This is a genomic window from Bradyrhizobium macuxiense, from assembly GCF_007993935.1.
In the GTDB taxonomy this organism is placed as follows: domain Bacteria; phylum Pseudomonadota; class Alphaproteobacteria; order Rhizobiales; family Xanthobacteraceae; genus Bradyrhizobium; species Bradyrhizobium macuxiense_A.
Window position 1 is genome coordinate 122223 of sequence record NZ_VITY01000017.1, and the last position, 15173, is coordinate 137395.

The 15173-nt window shown below is 66.1% G+C and carries 11 protein-coding genes; 5 read left to right on the forward strand and 6 right to left on the reverse strand.

Features of this window, described 5'->3' with window-relative positions; all coding sequences use genetic code 11:
* The first annotated feature begins 115 nt into the window (after nt 1–115).
* The gene (locus FBZ93_RS34480; protein ID WP_167529343.1) at nt 116–763 is read left to right on the forward strand and encodes a cupin domain-containing protein; all 648 of its coding nucleotides are present in this window, start codon (nt 116–118) and stop codon (nt 761–763) included.
* 176 nt (nt 764–939) lie between these two features.
* Here the strand turns inward: FBZ93_RS34480 and FBZ93_RS34485 are convergent, their stop codons facing one another.
* The 3 genes from FBZ93_RS34485 to FBZ93_RS34495 are packed head-to-tail and all read right to left on the reverse strand — an operon-like array spanning nt 940 to nt 4751.
* Complete coding sequence (locus tag FBZ93_RS34485) at nt 940–3207, reverse strand: xanthine dehydrogenase family protein molybdopterin-binding subunit (protein ID WP_146991872.1); 2268 nt, start codon at nt 3205–3207, stop codon at nt 940–942.
* A gap of 3 nt (nt 3208–3210) precedes the next feature.
* Nucleotides 3211–4257: an FAD binding domain-containing protein gene (locus tag FBZ93_RS34490; protein ID WP_146991873.1), complete on the reverse strand. Its 1047-nt coding sequence runs from the start codon at nt 4255–4257 to the stop codon at nt 3211–3213.
* Complete coding sequence (locus FBZ93_RS34495; protein ID WP_146991874.1) at nt 4254–4751, reverse strand: (2Fe-2S)-binding protein; 498 nt, start codon at nt 4749–4751, stop codon at nt 4254–4256. Before FBZ93_RS34495 ends, FBZ93_RS34490 begins: the two co-directional genes overlap by 4 nt.
* Nucleotides 4752–4903: 152 nt before the next feature.
* Here FBZ93_RS34495 and FBZ93_RS34500 point away from each other — a divergent pair, with 152 nt between their 5' ends.
* Nucleotides 4904–5548, forward strand: a complete 645-nt coding sequence (locus tag FBZ93_RS34500) for a TetR/AcrR family transcriptional regulator (protein WP_146991875.1) — start codon at nt 4904–4906, stop codon at nt 5546–5548.
* Nucleotides 5549–6014: 466 nt separating this feature from the next.
* Nucleotides 6015–9146, forward strand: coding sequence for a multidrug efflux RND transporter permease subunit (locus FBZ93_RS34505; protein ID WP_146991876.1), 3132 nt, complete (start codon nt 6015–6017; stop codon nt 9144–9146).
* Nucleotides 9147–9169: 23 nt separating this feature from the next.
* Here the strand turns inward: FBZ93_RS34505 and FBZ93_RS34510 are convergent, their stop codons facing one another.
* Together FBZ93_RS34510 and FBZ93_RS34515 are read right to left on the reverse strand one after the other, a co-directional pair.
* The gene (locus FBZ93_RS34510) at nt 9170–10435 is read right to left on the reverse strand and encodes a D-amino acid dehydrogenase (protein WP_146991877.1); all 1266 of its coding nucleotides are present in this window, start codon (nt 10433–10435) and stop codon (nt 9170–9172) included.
* 121 nt (nt 10436–10556) lie between these two features.
* Nucleotides 10557–11885 carry an aspartate aminotransferase family protein gene (locus tag FBZ93_RS34515; RefSeq protein ID WP_146991878.1) on the reverse strand — a complete coding sequence of 443 codons (1329 nt, stop codon included), beginning with the start codon at nt 11883–11885 and terminating at the stop codon, nt 10557–10559.
* 148 nt (nt 11886–12033) lie between these two features.
* On the opposite strand from FBZ93_RS34515, the gene FBZ93_RS34520 reads away from it, so the two are divergent.
* Both FBZ93_RS34520 and FBZ93_RS34525 read left to right on the forward strand, forming a co-directional pair.
* Nucleotides 12034–12582: a cupin domain-containing protein gene (locus tag FBZ93_RS34520; protein WP_018273259.1), complete on the forward strand. Its 549-nt coding sequence runs from the start codon at nt 12034–12036 to the stop codon at nt 12580–12582.
* Between the two features lie 100 nt (nt 12583–12682).
* Nucleotides 12683–14176 carry a lysozyme inhibitor LprI family protein gene (locus FBZ93_RS34525; protein WP_167529344.1) on the forward strand — a complete coding sequence of 498 codons (1494 nt, stop codon included), beginning with the start codon at nt 12683–12685 and terminating at the stop codon, nt 14174–14176.
* Nucleotides 14177–14391: 215 nt separating this feature from the next.
* On the opposite strand, the gene FBZ93_RS34530 is transcribed toward FBZ93_RS34525, so the two are convergent.
* The gene (locus tag FBZ93_RS34530) at nt 14392–15144 is read right to left on the reverse strand and encodes a Crp/Fnr family transcriptional regulator (protein ID WP_146991880.1); all 753 of its coding nucleotides are present in this window, start codon (nt 15142–15144) and stop codon (nt 14392–14394) included.
* Between the last annotated feature and the right edge of the window lie 29 nt (nt 15145–15173).

Here is a 15173-nt window from a genome sequence, read left to right on the forward strand (position 1 = left end):
GACGCCGTTCCGGCCTATTTTCACCAATATGAAATTGTGGTCACGAAACCGCGGCCAATGCAAGCGGTTTTCATGCACATGAAGGAAGCTGTGTGACGTGAGCGGCGGCAAGAGAATGCGCAAAGGTGCGGCAGCGAAGCCTGCGACGGCACGCCGCGCGGCCAAAAAGCCCGTGATGGAGCCGGCCGAGCCCGCGATGGATCTCGCGGTCGGACGCCGCATCCGCGATCTGCGCCGCGCCAAGCAGATGTCGCTGGAGCTGGTCGCCGCACGCACCGATTTGTCGATCGGCTTCATCAGCCAGATCGAGCGCGGCCTGTCGTCGCCCTCGCTGCGCGTGCTGGCGACATTGGCCGACGTGCTCGGCGTCGGCATCGCCGCGCTGTTCGGCGCGGCGCCGAAAGATGAGAGCGCCGGCGGCGTCGTGACCCGCGAGGTGCAGCGCGCCGAGCTGAAACTGTGGCGCACCGGCATTTCAAAGCAGCTGCTCAGCCCCGCCGGCAGCGAGAGCCGGCTCAATCTGTTCCTGGTGCATCTCGACCCCGGCGGCAACACCGGCGACGAGTTCTATACCCATGACGGCGAAGAGGCCGGCCTTGTGCTGCAGGGCGAGATGACGCTGACGGTGGACACCGAGACCTGGACGCTGAAGCAGGGCGACAGCTTTCGCTTCGCAAGCCGCAGGCCGCACCGCTTCTCCAATCCGGCGCGCGATGCGAAGGCCGTGGTGCTGTGGGTGAACTGCGTGACGGCGGCGGGGTGAGGCCCCGCTCTCTCCACCGTCGTCCCGGCGCAGGCCGGGATCCATTACTACAGGATTATGTTGTCGAACAAAAAGCTGCGGCCCCAGCGTCGCGCCATAACTCACATTCGTGGTTATGGGTCCCGGCTTTCGCCGGGACGACACCTGTTGTTGCGGAGCCCTCACGTCAAGACGCGTCAGCCCAGCCTCATCACCACTTCCTCGATCTTGATCGGGAAATTCCGCACGCGGATGCCGGTGGCGTGGAACACGGCGTTGGCGACGGCGCCGGCGCTGCCGGTGATGCCGATCTCGCCGACGCCCTTGATGCCGAGCGGGTTGACGTGCGGATCGTGCTCGTCGACCGTGATGACCTCCATCGGCGGCACGTCGGCATTTACGGGCACATGATACTCGGCGAGGTTGGCATTGAGGATGCGCCCCGAACGATGGTCCATCACCGCCTCCTCATGCAGCGCGAAGGAGAGCCCCCAGATCATGCCGCCGCGCAGCTGGCTCTGCACCATCAACGGATTGATGATGCGGCCGGCCGCGAACGCGCCGACCAGCCGCGTGGCGCGGATCTGGCCGAGCTCCGGATCGACCTTGACCTCGGCGAACACAGCGCCATGCGCGTGCATCGCATATTGCGACTGCGCCGCCGCATCCGCTGCGCCGCTGCCGGTGGCGTCGACCTCGGCGAGGCCGGCGCGCGCCAGGATCTCGGCATAGCTCTCGCTGCGTGCGTCATCGTCGCGGCGATGCAGCCGTCCACCGCGCGCCACCACGCCGGCATTGCCGGCGCCGAACAGCGGCGAGCGCTCGTCCGTGGTCGCAAGCTCGGCGAGTTTTGCGATCACCGCCGCACCGGCATTGTGGATTGCGGCGCCGACGGTCGCGGTATGCCCCGACCCGCCGGCGATGCCGGCATCGGGCAGATCGGAGCTGCCGGAGCGGAACGTCAGCTGGTCGAAATCCACCCCGAGCGAGTCGGCCGAGATTTGCGCCAGCGCGGTCCAGGCGCCCTGCCCCATGTCATGCGCGCCTGTCTCCATCACGCCCTTGCCATCGGCGCGGATCACCGCGCGCGCATTGCCCTGGAACATGATCGCCGGGAACGTCGCGGTCCCCATGCCCCAGCCGACCAGAAAGCCGTTCTCGTCGCGCATCTGCTTCGGCTGCAGCGGACGTCCCGCCCAGCCGAAACGTTCGGCGGCCCTGGCGTAGCACTGCCGCAGCGCCTTGGAGGAGAACGGCTTGCCGGTGGTCGGCTCGACCTCGGCATAGTTCTTCAGCCGGAACTCCAAGGGATCGATGCCGCAGGCGAACGCCGCCTCGTCGATCGCGCTTTCCAGCACGATCGATCCGGTGGCCTCGCCCGGCGCGCGCATGAACAGCGGCGTGCCGGTGTCGACGCGCACGGCTTCATGCGCAGTGCGGATCGCGGGGCTGGCATAGAGCGTGTGCGAGGCGTCGGCCGCGGGCTCGTAGAAATCGTCGAAGCTCGACGTCGTGACCCGCGCCTCATGATTGATCACGGCAATCACGCCGGCATCGTCGGTCCCGATCCGGATGCGCTGGCGGGTCGGCGGACGATGGCCGACCGGGCCATACATTTGGCTGCGCCGAAGCACCAGCTTGACCGGACGCCCGATCAGCTTCGCGGCCATGATGCCGAGCACCTGCGGCCCGGAGATCAGCCCCTTGGAGCCGAAGCCGCCGCCGAGGAACGGGCTGTTGATGTGGATGTTCGCCGGCGGAATCCCGAACAGGCCGGCGATCCGCATCTGGGCGAACCCCATGCCCTGGCTCGGCGTGTCGATGAACAGGCGGTCGCCATCCCACACCGCGACCATCGCATGCGGCTCCATCGCGTTGTGATATTGCGCCGGGGTCTGGTAGGTGGCATCGGTCAGCTTCGTAGCCGCAGTCATGCCGGCGTCGATGTCGCCATGGCGGACTTCGGCGGGATTGCCGATGCCGACCACCGGCGGCGCGTAAGCTTCGCCGGCGTCGAGGCCGACGCGCGCGATCTCGACCTGGTAGCGCGGCGACAGCAGCGCCGCGCCTTCGGTCGCGGCCTCCAGCGTCTCGGCGATCACGACCGCGATCGCCTGGTTTGCATAGCGCACCTCGTCGCTCTGCAACAGCTCCATGCGGAACGCGAACGGATTGCCCTTGGCATCGGGGTCTTCCGCGAGCTCCGGCTTGTGCGCCGGGGTCATCACGTCGATCACGCCGGGGTGGCGCTTGGCGGCGGTGACATCGAGCGCGGTGACGCGGCCGCGCGCGATGCAGCTGGTCGCGATCACGGCATAGGCCATGCCGGCCGGATGATTGTCGGCGGCATAGCGGGCCTTGCCGGTGACTTTCAGCACGCCGTCGGTGCGGGTCATCGGCTGGCCGATGTTCGAGCCATGCCGGATATGGGCGGGGTCGCGGGTCAGACTGAGTTCAACCGTCATGCGTTACGCTCCTGCAACGGATGAGAAGGGAGAGCCGGGCAGCGCCGGAATACGATCCGGCGTGCCTCTGGCAGCAAGGGTAAGCGCGCGCACGACGATGCGCTGCGCGAGCTCGATCTTGAAGGCGTTGTCGCCGGACGGCTTTGCGCCTGACAGCGCGGCGCGCGCCGCCTCGCGATAAACAGCCGCATCCGGCGCGGCACCCGCGAGCACCTGCTCGGCCTCGCGCGCGCGCCACGGCTTTGCCGCAACGCCGCCAAGCGCGAGCCGGGCGTCGCGGATCCTGCCGTCCTCGATGCGCAGGCTAGCCGCAGCCGAGACCACCGCGAAGGCGTAGGACGTGCGCTCGCGCACCTTGATGTAGCGGGCATGCCTGGCGAAGCCTTTCGCCTCAGTCGGCAGGCGCAGCGCGACGATCAGGTCGCCACGCTCCAGCGCGGTCTCGCGCTCAGGCGTCTCGCCGGGCAGACGATGCAGCGCCTCGAGCGGCAGCTCGCGCCGGCCGCCTTTGCCCTCGATCTCGACGATCGCATCGAGCCCGACCAGCGGCACGCAGAAGTCAGACGGATGGGTTGCGATGCAGCCCTCGCTCCAGCCGAGCACCGCATGCAGGCGGTTCTCGCCCTTCAGCGCGTCGCAGCCGGCGCCCGGCCAGCGCCGGTTGCAGGCGCTGCCGGCGTCGTAGAAATAGGCGCAGCGGGTCCGCTGCATCAGATTGCCGCCGACCGTCGCGGCGTTGCGCAGCTGCGCGGAGGCGCCCGACAGCAGCGCCTCGGCGACCGCGGGATAGTTGCGCGCGAACTCCGCGTCATGCGCGAGATCGGCATTGCGCACCAGCGCGCCGATGCGAAGCGAACCGTCGGCGAGACGTTCGATGCGATCGAGCCCGGGCAACCGCGTCACGTCGACCAGGCGGCTCGGCCGGCTGACGCCGCCCTTCATCAGATCGAGCAAATTGGTGCCGGAGGCGAGATAGCTCGCGCCCTTTTCGGAGGCCGCCGCGATCGCGTCCGCGACGCTGGCCGGCCTGACGTAATCGAAGTTCATCATGCGGAGCGCCTCTGCTTGGTGGCGGTCATGTTGGATTGTGCCTCGAGCACGGCCTCGGTGATCCCCTGATAGGCGCCGCAGCGGCAGAGATTGCCGCTCATGCATTCGCGCACCCGCTCCGGATCGTCGCCGGCCTGCCCTTCCCCAATCATGCCGATGCCGCTCATGATCTGGCCCGGCGTGCAGAAGCCGCACTGGAAACCGTCATGGGCGATGAAGGCGGCCTGCACCGGGTGCAGCTCGCCGCCGCACCCGACGCCTTCGATGGTGGTGATCTCGGCGCCGTCATGGCTGACGGCGAGCGCGAGGCAGGAATTGATGCGGCGGCCGTCGACCAGGATGGTGCACGCGCCGCACTGGCCGCGGTCGCATCCCTTCTTGGTTCCGGTGAGGTCGAGCCGCTCGCGCAGCAGGTCGAGCAGGGTGACGCGGGGGTCGTCGAGGGTGATTTCCCGGCGGACGCCGTTGATGGTGAGACTGAGTGGGAGATTCATGCAGGGCTCCGATCCGTGTATGGTCGGGTTGAATCGAGGCAACAGGAACCCGTGGCCGCCGATGCATGATCGGCGCGCCTTGTCAGGCCCGGTGCTGGTCGCCATATGCGGAGGCATCCTCCGTTTACAACGGAGGGTGAAAAGAAAAAGCAATGGCCGGTCCATCACCAGAAATTGTCCGCAAGCCGCGCGCCGATGCGGTGCGCAACCGCGAGCGTGTGCTGGAAGCGGCCAAGGCCGTGTTCTCGGCCGGCGGCAGCGAGGCGAGCCTGGAGGCGGTGGCGCGCCAGGCCGGCGTCGGCATCGGCACGCTCTACCGCCACTTCCCGACCCGCGAGGCGCTGTATGAGGCGGTCTATCGCCGCGAGGTCGAGCAGCTCGGCGATCTGGCCGAGCAATTGCAATGCGCCCCCGAGCCGGTCGAGGCGCTGCGGCGCTGGCTGCGCGCCAATGTGGAATTCGTCGCCACCAAGAAGGGCATGGTCGCCGCCCTTGCGCTGGTCGCGCATGGCTCGACCGAGCTGCACGCCTATTCGTTCGACCGCCTGACCAAGGCGATCGGCACCCTGCTCGCGCGCGCCGTCGCAGCCGGCGTCATCCGCGACGACATCAGCGCCGAGGACGTGCTGCGGGCGCTGATCGGGATGTGCTACATGCACGACCAGCCGGGCTGGCAGACCACCGCGCTCAGGCTGCTGGACGTGTTCGTGGATGGTTTGCGCGTGCAGCCTGTGGCCAAGGTGGCATCGGCGAAGCCTGCGAAGAACGCCGGGCAGAAACCGCCGCGCAACGCATAGCTGCCGGAGCCTGTCGAAAAAAGAAATCGGCAAAATGTGAAAAAGTGCACAGACGGCCCGGCCGGCGTCCGGCTAGATCGTCGCATTGACGCGTCCAAGCTCATATTTGCTCTAGTTCATATTTGCGATCCAGCCCGGCCATCGTGCCGGGCTTTTCGTTGATCCATCGCGCATTTGGCCGAACTGCACGGATATATCGTAATAAGATATATCGCGCGCCAGGGCACACGTTTGACGGCTGCCCAACAGGGGCACTTGAACGAAGGTCGAATGGACCGTCCGATGTTTCCATTCACGCCGCCCTCAAGAATGATTATGCTGGCAAGAAAACAGGCAGACGCGAAGGCCAACTCCTCGATCTGCCGATTGGCCATGGCGAGGAAAACGCGCGTTCGCGCTCGAGCTTTCGAGGACGACTCCCGGTATTCGGGAAAAGATGCGCCTGCCGTTCATTTGGATTGCAGAAATGAACGAGAGCATCTCATCTCCGTTTATCCGCTACCCCATTGGCACCTCGCTGCTGATGGCCGGCGTTCTGTTCGTCGGCATGGTCGCCTATCCGTTGCTGCCGGTCGCGCCGCTGCCGCAGGTCGACTTTCCGACCATCCAGATCTCCGCAAGCCTGCCCGGCGCCAGCCCGGAAACCATGGCCTCCTCGGTCGCGCAGCCGCTAGAGCGGCAATTCGCGCAGATTCCCGGCATCGCGCAGATGACCTCGACGAGCTCGCTCGGGTCGACCGCGGTCACCATCCAGTTCGATCTGAACCGCAACATCGACGGCGCCGCCAACGATGTCCAGGCGGCGATCAATGCCGCGGGCGGCCAGTTGCCCAAGAACCTGCCGTCGCCGCCGACCTATCGCAAGGTCAATCCGGCGGACTCGCCTGTCCTCATCTTGTCGGCGACCTCGGACACCCTGCCGCTGATCAAGGTGAGCGATGCGGTCGACGCCCAGCTCGGGCAGCAGATCAGTCAGATTTCCGGCGTCGCCCAGGTGTTCATCGGCGGCCAGCAGAAGCCCGCCATTCGCGTGCAGGTCGATCCCGCCAAGCTGGTCGCCAAGGGGCTCTCGCTGGAAGACATCCGCAGCCAGATCGCCATCACAACGACAGACAGTCCGAAGGGCAACATCGACGGCGCGAGCCGCGCGTACACGATCTACGCCAACGATCAACTGCCGGATGCCAAGGACTGGAATGACATCATCGTCGCCTACCGCAACGGCGGCCCGTTGCGGATCCGCGACATCGGCCAGGCCGTCGCCGCGCCGGAAGACATGAAACAGGCCGCCTGGGCAGACGGCCAACGCGGCGTGTTCCTCGTCATCTTCAAGCAACCCGGCGCCAACGTCATCGGGACGGTCGACAGGATCAAGGAGCAACTGCCGAGGCTCATTGCCGCGATTCCGCCCGCCGTCAAGATCAAGATCATCAGCGACCGGACATTGACGATCCGCGCGGCGGTCGAGGACGTGCAGATCACCTTGCTGATCACCATCGTCCTCGTCGTCATGGTGATCTTCCTGTTCCTGCGCAGCTTCTGGGCCACGGTGATTCCGGCCGTCACCGTGCCGCTCGCGCTGCTCGGCGCCTGCGCGCTGATGTGGGTGTTCGGCTATACGCTCGACAATCTGTCGCTGATGGCCCTGACGATTGCGGTCGGCTTCGTGGTCGACGACGCCATCGTCATGCTGGAAAACATCACGCGCTATGTCGAGCACGGCGAGCGGCCGCTCGCCGCGGCCCTACGAGGCGCGGGCGAGATCGGGTTCACCATCCTGTCGATCAGCATCTCGCTGGTCGCGGTGCTGATCCCGCTGCTGCTGATGGGCGGCGTGATCGGCCGGCTGTTCCGCGAGTTCGCGGTGACCCTGGCCATGGCGATCTTCGTCTCCCTGGTGGTGTCGCTGACGCTGACGCCCATGATGGCATCGCGCTTCCTGCGCGCGCGTGCCGAAACCAGGCACGGCCGGCTCTACCAATGGAGCGAAGCGGCATTCGATCGGATGCTGCACGGCTATGAGCGCGGCCTCGATCTGGCGCTGCGCTGGAGCCGCACCACGCTCTGCATCTTCTTCGCGACCGTGGCGCTGTCGGTCTATTTGTTCGTGATCATTCCCAAGGGATTCTTCCCGCAACAGGACAACGGCTTCCTGATCGCCGTGTCGCAGATGGCGCAAGACATCTCGTTTGCCGACATGAAGCGGCATCAGGAAGAGCTCAGCAGCATCGTCCGGGCCGATCCCGCGGTCGACAGCATGGCCGAGTTCATCGGCGGCGGCGGCACCGCGCTGAATTCCGGCCGCATGTACATCACGCTGAAGCCGCGCGAGGAGCGCGACGCCAACGCCGAGCAGATCATCGCGCGGTTGCGGCCGAAGCTCGAGGCGGTCGAGGGCGCGCGGCTCTACATGCAGGCGTCGCAGGACGTCCGGCTCGGCGGCCGCGCCACGCGGACGCAGTTCGAATACACGCTGCAGGACGCCAACCTCGCCGAGCTGAACGAATGGGCGCCGAAGATCCTGACCAGGCTGAAGACCCTGCCCGAGCTGCGCGACGTCGCCACCGACCAGCAGACCGAGGGAACGACGCTGACGATGACCATCGATCGCGACACCGCCTCGCGCTTCGGCATCCAGCCGCAACTGATCGACGACACGCTGTACGACGCGTTCGGCCAGCGCCAGGTGACGCAATACTTCACCCAGCTCAACAGCTATCACGTCATCCTGGAGATCCTGCCCGAATTGCAGGGCAAGCTCGACACGCTCAACAAGCTCTACATCAGGTCGCCGACGACCGGCGACGAAGTGCCGCTCTCCGTGTTCGCCAAGTGGACGACGGTTCCGGTGCGCCCGCTCGCGATCGCCCACCAGGGGCAGTTTCCGGCGACCACGATCAGCTTCAACCTCGCCCAAGGCGTGGCGCTCGGCCAGGCCACCGACGCGATCCAGAACGCCGTCGCCGACCTGGGCGCTCCGGGCACGCTCAGTTCGAGCTTCCAGGGCACCGCGCAGGCGTTCCAGCAATCACTGAGCTCGGTGCCGCTGTTGATCCTGGCCGCGCTGGTCGTGGTCTATCTGATCCTCGGCATGCTCTATGAAAGCTACATTCATCCGCTCACGATCTTGTCCACGCTGCCCTCGGCCGGGGTCGGCGCGCTGGCGATCCTGATGGCGTTCGGGTTCGATTTCAGCCTGATCGCGCTGATCGGCATCATCCTGCTGATCGGGATCGTGAAGAAGAACGGCATCATGATGGTCGACTTCGCGATCGCCGCCGAACGCGAGGAGCATCTGTCGCCGCGTGACTCGATCCGGAAAGCGGCGCTGCTGCGCTTCCGGCCGATCATGATGACGACGATGGCAGCCCTGCTCGGCGGCGTACCGCTGATGCTCGGCACCGGAACCGGATCGGAAATACGTCAGCCGCTCGGCTATGCGATGGTCGGCGGCCTGCTCGTGAGCCAGGCGCTCACGCTGTTCACGACGCCGGTCGTCTATCTCTACCTCGACCGGCTCTCGAACGCGCTGTCGAGCTGGACGGCAACGAAGAAGGACGACGATGCCGAACCGCCGGTGAGGAACGCCGCCGAATAGCAGTCCGCCTGCGATGAGGCCTGCTACCCGAACCTGTGATCGTAGCGCTTGATCGACAGCTCCTTGGTGTCGATCTCGGGCTTCTTGCCGGAGAGCATGTCGGCGAGCACCCGGCCCGAGCCGCAGGCCATGGTCCAGCCGAGCGTGCCGTGGCCGGTGTTGAGGTGCAGATTGGCAAAGCGCGTCGCGCCGATCACGGGCGGGCCGTCCGGCGTCATCGGGCGCAGGCCGCACCAGAAGGTGGCCTTCGGAAGATCGCCGCCGCGCGGGAACAGATCGGTCAGCGAATGGTCCAGCGTCGCGCGCCGCGCGGCGTAGAGCTTGGTCGAGTAGCCGGAGATTTCCGCCGTGCCGCCGACGCGGATGCGATCGCCGAGCCTCGTGATCGCGACCTTGTAGCTCTCGTCCATCACGGTCGATTCCGGCGCGCCGGACGCATCCTTGATCGGCACCGTGATCGAATAGCCCTTCACCGGATAGACCGGCAGCGAGATGCCGAGCGGCCGCACCAGATGCGGCGAATAGCTGCCGAGCGCGAGGACATAGGCGTCGGCGGTCATCATCCCGGCGCTGGTCGCAACCCCGGTGATGCGGGTTGCGTCCGCATTCAACCCGTCGATGCCGGTATTGAAATTGAACCGAACGCCGATCTTCTCGGCTTCCAGCGCCAGGGCCTGCGTGAACATGTGGCAGTCGCCGGTCTCGTCATGCGGCAGCCGCAGCCCGCCGGCGAATTTCTGCTTCACGCCGGCCAGCGCCGGCTCGGCGGCGATGCAGCCCTCGCGGTCGAGCACCTCGAACGGAACGCCATATTGCTTGAGCACGGCGATGTCGTCGCCGGTGCCATCGAGCTGCGATTGATAGCGAAACAGCTGCAGCGTGCCTTTCGCGCGCTCGTCGTAACGGATGCCGATCTCGCTGCGCAGCGCCTGCAGGCAGTCGCGGCTGTATTCCGCGATCGGGATCATCCGGCTCTTGTTCACCGCGTAGCGCGCCGTGGTGCAATTGCGCAGCATCTTCAAGAGCCACAACCACATCACGGGATCGAGCTTCGGGCGGATCACCAGCGGGCCGTGCTTCATCAAGAGCCACTTCACCGCCTTGACCGGCACGCCGGGGCCGGCCCAGGGCGATGAATAGCCCGGCGACACCTCGCCCGCATTGGCAAAGGAAGTTTCGAGCGCGGGATTCGGCTGACGGTCGATCACCGTCACTTCATGGCCGGCGCGCGCAAGGTAATAGGCCGAGGTGACGCCGATCACGCCACTGCCGAGAACAAGGACCTTCACTTTTCCTCACATCCTGCAGCGAAAACGCAATCGCCGCTGCGAAACCACTCTGCTTCGCAACGGCGACAGCAATTTGTAGAGCGAGCGACTATCTCGCTTGCAATTATCGCTCTAGCAATTATCAGGCCACGCGCTTGATCGAATCGCCGAGGATCGAGACGATGTCGTCGATGTGCGACTTCTCGACGATCAAGGGCGGCGACAGCGCCAGCGAGTCGCCGCTCATGCGGAAGTAGAGGCCGCGGTTGAAGCAATCGACCATCACATCGTAGCCGCGCGCACCGACAGCGCCGTCACGCGGCGCGAGCTCGACCGCGCCCATCAGGCCCTGGTTGCGGATGTCGACGACGTTCGGCAGGCCCTTCAGCGAGTGCAGGCCATCGCGCCAGTAATCGGCGATCGAAGCGCCGCGGGTCAACAGGCCCTCGTCCTTGTAGATGTCGAGCGTGGCAAGACCCGCCGCGCAGGCCACCGGATGCGCCGAATAGGTGTAGCCGTGGAACAGCTCCATGGCGTTGTCAGGACCGACCATCAGCCCGTCATGGACCTGGCGGCTGGCGAACACCGCGCCGCAAGGCACGGTGCCGTTGGTGATGCCCTTGGCGGTGGTCATCATGTCCGGCGTCACGCCGTAGAAGTTGGCGGCGAACGGGGTGCCGAGGCGGCCGAAGCCGGTGATGACCTCGTCGAAGATCAGGAGGATGCCGTGCTTGGTGCAGAGCTCGCGCAGCCGCTGCAGATAGCCCTTCGGCGCCGGCAGCACCGCGGTCGAGCCCGGCACCGGCTCGACGATCACGGCGGCGATGGTGTCGGCGCCATGCAGCGCGACCATCCGCTCGACGTCGTCGGCGAGCTCGGCGCCATGGTCCGGCTGGTCCTTGGCGAAGGCGTTGCGGGCGAGATCATGGGTATGACGGATGTGGTCGACACCCGGCAGGTGGGTCGCGAACTGGCGGCGGTTGGCGACCATGCCGCCGACCGACATGCCGCCGAAGCCGACGCCGTGATAGCCGCGCTCGCGGCCGATCAGGCGGGTGCGGGTCGGCTGGCCGGCGGCGCGGTGATAGGCCAGCGCGATCTTCAGCGCGGTATCGACCGACTCAGAGCCCGAATTGGTGAAGAAGATCCGGTCCAGCCCCTTCGGGGCGATCTCGGCGAGACGCTCGGCGAAATCGAACGCCAGCGGATGGCCCATGTTGAAGGACGGCGCGAAGTCCAGCGTCGAGAGCTGGCGCTCGACGGCGGCTGCGATCTGCGGGCGGCCGTGGCCGGCGTTGACGCACCACAGACCGGCGGAGCCGTCGATCACCTGCCGGCCGTCGACCGAGGTGTAGTACATGCCCTTGGCGGAGGAGAACAGCCGCGGCGCTTTCTTGAACTGCCGGTTGGCCGTGAAGGGCATCCAGAACGAATCGGTCTTGATGGTGTTCGGAATCTGATGAACGGTCACGGCGGCGCTCCATTGTTGGTTAGCCTAGTCGGACCATTCTTCACGGCACTCAACAAGTCCTTTTCTGTCGCACCGCAAGCCATTGATCTTGTTGAGGCGGTCTGCGAAGATTTGTTCGATCCGCAACACCTGCAACAGGGATCCAGTCATGAGCGTCGACATCGGCGGTCGGCTTCGATTCATCCGCGCGCGGCACAAGCTGTCGCAGCGCGAGCTCGCCAAGCGCTCCGGCGTGACCAATTCGACGATCTCGCTGATCGAATCCAACCAGATGAACCCGTCGGTCGGCGCGCTGAAGCGCATCCTCGACGGCATCCCGATGGGACTTGCGGAATTCTTCGCGATCGAGCCGGAGCGGCCGCGCAAGGCGTTCTACCGCGCCGACGAGCTGACCGAGATCGGCAAGAAGCCGATTTCCTACCTGCAGATCGGCGACAGCCTGTTCGGACGTGCGTTGCAGATCCTGAAAGAGCGCTACGAGCCCGGCAGCGACACCGGCCGGGTGCCGCTGGTGCATGAGGGCGAGGAAGGCGGCATCGTGGTCTCGGGCCGGCTCGAGGTCACGGTCGACGACGAGCGGCGGGTGCTCAACGCCGGCGACGCCTATTACTTCGAAAGCCGTCGGCCGCACCGCTTCCGCTGCATCGGTGCCAAGCCGTGCGAGGTGATTTCGGCCTGCACGCCGCCGACTTTTTGAACCCGGCGCAGCTCGCGGACGACCCAAGCCGCAGAGGCCATTTATCGCGGCCTCGCGGGTGACATCCATGCCTTGCTCCCCTCGGCTTGCGGCCGCCGTCGTGGCCATCTCAGTCCTTGCGTCCGCCCCGTCCCTTGCGATGGACGATTTCCTGCGCGCATCGAGCAGCGCGCCGACCGCGATCAGCCTGTGCGGCGACGGCGGCGACGCCCGGATCAAGACCGCCGACTGCAAGAAGGCCGGCCACGACAAACTAGTCGCGCAGATCGACAAGGCGTTCGACGCGGCGCTCGCCAAGATGCCGGCAAACGTCAGGCCGCTGTTGAAGCGCGACCAGGCCTGGTTCAACGAAATGATCATCGACGCCGCCGAAGTGCTGGCCGATTCCGGCGAGGACGAACTGAAGCAGAGTTTCACTGAAGCGTTGCGCCGCCGCGCGGCCGCGCTCGAGGGGATCGCATCCGGCCGGCCCGGCCTTGCCGGCAAATGGGTCAATGCCTTCGGCAGCACCACGCTGACGCCGGCCGATGGCGGCGCCTATCGCCTCGCCGCCGATCTGCGCGGCGACTATGGCGGCGACCGCAGGCGGACCTGCAAGCTGACCGCCGAGTTGAAGCCATCGGGGACGGCATGGCTCGCCGGCACCGTGGTGATCGAAGCGGATGCACCGGCCGACAAGCCGAAGACGGACGCAACCGCCGCGCCCGCCAAGCCGCCGTCAATCAAACTCCGCCGCCAGGGCGAGACCTTGCGGATCGTCGGGACCATCGATGACGAGGAGTTTGACGCCCTCAACGACTGCTCGTCGATGTGGCAGGTCACCGGCAGCTATTTTGCCGCAGGCAAGGATGCGGCATCCGACAAAGCGGACACCGCCTTCGTCGCGCCGACCTTCGACTGCACGAAACCTGAGACCGCGACCGACGAGGAAATCTGCGCCGATCCCGATCTCGCCGACAACGACCAGCGGCTGAACCGCGCCTGGAAGGCATTGCAGCCGCGGCTCGACGAGGCGACGCGGCGCGCGCTGATCGACGACCAGCGCAACTGGGTGAAGAGCCAGACCGAGCAATTCCCGGAATTCCTGCATCCGGCCTGGAACAAGCAGAGCTCGCAGGTCCACTTCACCGTCGATGCACGCGATCACGTCGACGGCTTGCAGCGCGAACGCCTGGCGCTGCTCGAAGGCTTTGACGACAAGCGCAGCGGACTTGCCGGCGTCTGGCTCGCCTACAACGCCATCATCAAGGTCACCGCCGACGGCAACGGCGCCGTGACGGCCAAGGGATGGAAATGGGACCAGGGCGACTGGAAGGCCGGCTGCGACTACGAGATGACGGGCAAGATGGCCGGCGGCGCGTTCCGCTCCGACGAGCGGCGCAAGAATCCCGATACGCTCGAGCGCGACCATGCGATGCTGATCGTCAACCGGCTCGACGATGTCTTTGCCAAGAAGCGCACCGGGAAGGACGGCGCTGAAGACAGCGCCGACGAGGCCAAATGCAGGCGCCGGCTCGACAACTCCTCGACCGCACGGCTGTTTCCCGCCCGTCCCTCGCCCGATATCGACAATTTCAAGGGCTCGATCAGATAACCGCGCCAGCGCCGGTCATCACATCATCACAGGTCGCGCGTCTGCCGATCGCCCCAGGCGATCACGGCGGCAACGGTGGCAAACATCGCGACGGTGGCAATCAAGACAAGGATGGTGTCGAGAGACATCGGTCTTCTCCTGCGTGCTGCGGAGAAAACCTAGTGTGCGGCAACGCACATTGCCTTGTGCTGGATCAAATCCAGAGGTCGGGACGATCAGCTCGCGCCTGCGAGCTTGAGCCGCTCCAGATCGAGCAGCCGCACGCCGTCGGGCACGATCAACACCACCTTCTCGCGCGCAAGCCGCGTCAGGGTGCGGCTCACCGTCTCGATGGTGAGACCGAGGTAGTCGGCGATATCCTGCCGGCTCATCGGCAACGGCACGGTGACGGAGACCGTTCCAATGCGGGCATATCGCGCCTGCATGTTGAGGAGGAATGCGGCGATCTTCTCCTCGGCGGTGCGCCGGCCGAGCAGCAGCATCTGCTCCTGTGCAAGGCTCAATTCATGCCCGGCGAATTCGTGCAACCGGCGCAACAGATGCGGCTTGTCGTCGACATAGGCGAGGAACGCCGGTCGCGCAAAACGACACACCGCGACCGCGGTGACGGCTTCGGCGGTCACGCCGTAGCGGTCCTGCAACGCGAGCCCGAGGAAATCGCCCGGCAGCGCAAAACCGACGATCTGCCGGCGGCCATCGGGCAACGACTTGTACAAGCGCACCACGCCGTCGGTAACGTTGAAGACGCTGCCCGCCAGCGTGCTCTGCTCGAACAACGTCGTCCTCGCCGGGACCTCCCGGGCCTGGCTGATCCGGTCGAGCTCTTCGAGCTCGGGCACCTCCAGCGCGGCGCAGACGCTGAACAGCCTGACCTTGCAGTCCTCGCAGCCATTCGTGGCCAGGCCATGCCTGCAGTCGCGCGTCGCCGCGCCGGCACATGAATCCTGCAGGGGGTCGGCAATCCTCATGGCTCGGGGTCCGCATGGTTCGATATCGA

Excerpts from the sequence above, each read along its gene's own strand:
- FBZ93_RS34505 (WP_146991876.1), top strand. The coding sequence starts at position 6,015 with ATGAACGAGAGCATCTCATCTCCGTTTATCCGCTACCCCATTGGCACC.
- FBZ93_RS34495 (WP_146991874.1), bottom strand. The coding sequence starts at position 4,751 with ATGAATCTCCCACTCAGTCTCACCATCAACGGCGTCCGCCGGGAAATC.
- FBZ93_RS34530 (WP_146991880.1), bottom strand. The coding sequence starts at position 15,144 with ATGAGGATTGCCGACCCCCTGCAGGATTCATGTGCCGGCGCGGCGACG.
- FBZ93_RS34490 (WP_146991873.1), bottom strand. The coding sequence starts at position 4,257 with ATGATGAACTTCGATTACGTCAGGCCGGCCAGCGTCGCGGACGCGATC.
- FBZ93_RS34480 (WP_167529343.1), top strand. The coding sequence starts at position 116 with ATGCGCAAAGGTGCGGCAGCGAAGCCTGCGACGGCACGCCGCGCGGCC.
- FBZ93_RS34520 (WP_018273259.1), top strand. The coding sequence starts at position 12,034 with ATGAGCGTCGACATCGGCGGTCGGCTTCGATTCATCCGCGCGCGGCAC.
- FBZ93_RS34485 (WP_146991872.1), bottom strand. The coding sequence starts at position 3,207 with ATGACGGTTGAACTCAGTCTGACCCGCGACCCCGCCCATATCCGGCAT.
- FBZ93_RS34500 (WP_146991875.1), top strand. The coding sequence starts at position 4,904 with ATGGCCGGTCCATCACCAGAAATTGTCCGCAAGCCGCGCGCCGATGCG.